Genomic DNA, 2,980 nt, shown 5'->3' on the forward strand with positions numbered 1-2,980 from the left:
CTTGATAGCGCCGATGATCTGCTCTTCGGTGTATCGCGTCTTCTTCATATCGAGATCTCCATCTTGCTAGGTTAGCTGGAAATCTCATCGAGTTCATGGCGTGGAATTTGGGGGAAAGGTCAGTTTCAGTGGCGACTGTCCAATTTGTGGCGGTCGAGTGTTACTGGCTGAAGGTAAGCCAGACCACAAGCTTCCATTGGTGGGCAGGTGCGGTGAAAGTCCTTATGCACACGTGTTCAGCTTTGACCGTGTGCGGCTAAAAGGCACTTACCTTGGGCCGGATAAGTGACTGGTTTCGGCCCAGCGTGTATAAAAACGCTGAGCTAAATTTGAAGTGCGCGCGTCTACGCGAAACCTAAATTTATCGGCTGGCCAGCCCAAATATTGGTTTTGGGTAAAACGCATTTTTTAGCACGACTTCTAGTTTTACTGCTCTTGAAAACGTTTTACACAGCCTCGGCCAGAAGCTGACGCTCAAAAGCATCTACAAAACTATGGGCTATTCACTGAACCACACGGCGCTTATTTAGATAGCTAAATAGCTCATAGAACTGACGAAATAGAAAATCAATTACAGATCGTCCATCCTTCCAACTTGACGAGATAGACGCATAGATTCATTCCTTTCCATATTAAACAGAGCCTCAAACAGCTCCTTCGCTTCTGGTATCTCCGCTTTCTCAGACATTGTTTGGTAAAGCCCAATCACTTGACTATGAAAAGCAATGACTTCGCTGAAGATGCTCTGGGAGTCCTGTTTGACATAACGCTCATCGCATGTCTCGTGAGTATTTATGGGATTATGGTGCAAGTAATCATACACCCGCGTTTCCAATGTATTTTTGGCGCTTTGATGCTCGAAACCGTCGATCATTCTGGCTAGCTCCGATTCGTGAGTCGTCAGATAATCTAGCAATGCTTTGGCGCGCTCGTCTTCATGACGTGTCGCGCAATGGGCCAGGCAATGAGCTAGGTTCTGGTGCAGGTCACGCGTCCAGTCGATCAGTTCGCCAAATGTTTTGATGTCCATACGAATTTACGCTCCTCGGATTTAATTTTCGGTATATACAACAAGTTGTCTGCTGACAGCAGATCACATAAGCCTGAACCCAAACTGAACTGTACTCGCTTTAACGTGCATGTTTGACGCAGATCAATTTTCGGCAATTTTGTTTTGTTCAGCTTTTAAAACCGACCAACCGATGAACATCCACCTTACGGAGTACGCCAGCAACATCGGCAAGACCACCCACTGAGCGAGAGGCAGCACTCCTATGCCTGTGAACATAAGCTCAGGCATCAGCTCACTGTAGCTCCATCGCTGCCCACCTCCAGTTGCCCAGTACTCAAAAATAATAGTCGCTATCAATCCGGCAGAGAGATAACCGATCAATGTCGACGTTCTCCAGGATTTTGCAACCCAGAACCAATTTTTAGAGAAGGATGCCGCTGCTGTATAGGCGCCAAGGGTTATATGGGCGTCTCCGAGTGTCGCGCGCATACAGAGCCAGACCACATCCCAGTGGCGTGCTTCAGCCATTCCGGAAAAAAAAGGTACTTGTACCATTTCCCAGAAGAAATGCAGAAAGAAGCTTACACCCCATACCATCAGAGCAAGAGCAACTACTGCCCTGGGCCTTCGCGTAATATTCAGAATACCCATTGCATCTCCAGCGGTAATGCCTCAAGCAATACTCTTAGCTCTATCTGGCACCAAGACAATGACCATCAGCCCCGCCACCGTAACCGCAATCCCGGCAAGTTCTATCAAACTAAAGACTTCATCAAAAAATAAAGCCCCGATAAGCAAACCGAAAACGGGTGTCAAAAAAGTAAATGGATTGAGTTTGTTCAAAGGTGCTCTAGCTAACAGGGCGTACCAGAGTACAACCATTAAGGCGGTTGCCGGAATAGCAAGCACAAAGACGGCCCCTGCAAACGACCATGTCCAGTTAATATCAAAGCCTTCACCAACCAGCAAAGACGCAAAGAACAAAAATACCGCACCCAGAACTAGCTGAATCCCCATCGGCCAGTACGTATCTTCCTCATCGATCTGAAGTTTTAAGAGAACATTACCTATTGCCGTTCCAACAGCCCCACCAAGTACATATAGCGTGCCTACAAATCGATCAGTCCCGAAGTCAAGATCAGGCAGAGCAATTACGACTATGCCCAAAAAACCGATAAACAAACCCACATATAGGCGAAGTGTGATTATTTCTCTCAATACAAAAATCGATAATATTGCAGCAAAAAGAGGTTGCGCGTTTGCTAATACGGTTGCAATTCCAGGTTCTACGTTGCCCGCACCGAGAAACATGCCACCCAATCCCATTCCGGTATAACTGAAGCCAATCAATGTAAGCATCATCAAACGCCGAAATGAACAATGGAATCCCCGCTCCATCCTCATTCCTATAGCAATTAGACAAGCTCCCGCCAATGATGCACGAATAGATGCAAACAACAAGGGAGGTGCATCAGGCAAACCAACGGTGATAAAAGGAAAGCAGATAGCCCACAAAATAGCGACAAGGACCATTCCAAATATAGTTCGTAATGAAAGTGATTGGCTTGATAACACTGCCAAAATTTATCCCCTTCCGTTTAAAACCCATAAGCAACGAACTTAATAGTTAAGATTTCTATCTCGACGATTAATAGAAAAACCTCTACATAAAGCGGGCTGCGGATAGAGTCACGAAAAGCATTACCAGTCAGAGAGCGTTTTCTACGAATCATCATATCTGCACTTGAACCATGTCATTCCGGAGGTGTTAAGTGTTCCTGGCATCAGCTAACCGTTTTTGACGGACCAGCGATAGAGCGGTACAAACACAATGGCAATATACCAGGGCGGTTGCAGGAGCTGAGTGCAACACGGTTATTGAATTGACGCAGGAGCATCATATTGCATAGCCAAGGCTTTCTGCATCACTTCGCTCATGACTTCGATAGGACATTTGAAATCGAAGCG

Annotated in this window: 3 protein-coding genes; all 3 read right to left on the minus strand. The window is 46.2% G+C overall.

Annotated elements, in window-relative coordinates:
- Window positions 1-571 precede the first annotated feature (571 nt).
- Entirely contained in the window at window positions 572-1,030 is a 459-nt protein-coding gene (locus tag H4J77_RS19295; RefSeq protein WP_182250066.1) for an ATPase, read from the minus strand.
- Window positions 1,031-1,153: 123 nt separating this feature from the next.
- Window positions 1,154-1,663 carry a hypothetical protein gene (locus H4J77_RS19300; RefSeq protein ID WP_182250068.1) on the minus strand — a complete coding sequence of 170 codons (510 nt, stop codon included), beginning with the start codon at window positions 1,661-1,663 and terminating at the stop codon, window positions 1,154-1,156.
- 21 nt (window positions 1,664-1,684) lie between these two features.
- Window positions 1,685-2,587, minus strand: a complete 903-nt coding sequence (locus H4J77_RS19305; RefSeq protein ID WP_310735016.1) for a DMT family transporter — start codon at window positions 2,585-2,587, stop codon at window positions 1,685-1,687.
- Between the last annotated feature and the right edge of the window lie 393 nt (window positions 2,588-2,980).

The sequence above is a fragment of the Pseudomonas sp. 5Ae-yellow genome (assembly GCF_014077575.1).
Lineage (GTDB): Bacteria > Pseudomonadota > Gammaproteobacteria > Pseudomonadales > Pseudomonadaceae > Halopseudomonas > Halopseudomonas neustonica.

What these genes read in the sequence shown, in the direction of transcription:
- H4J77_RS19295 (WP_182250066.1), bottom strand. Translation starts at nt 1,030, where the DNA reads ATGGACATCAAAACATTTGGCGAACTGATCGACTGGACGCGTGACCTG.
- H4J77_RS19300 (WP_182250068.1), bottom strand. Translation starts at nt 1,663, where the DNA reads ATGGGTATTCTGAATATTACGCGAAGGCCCAGGGCAGTAGTTGCTCTT.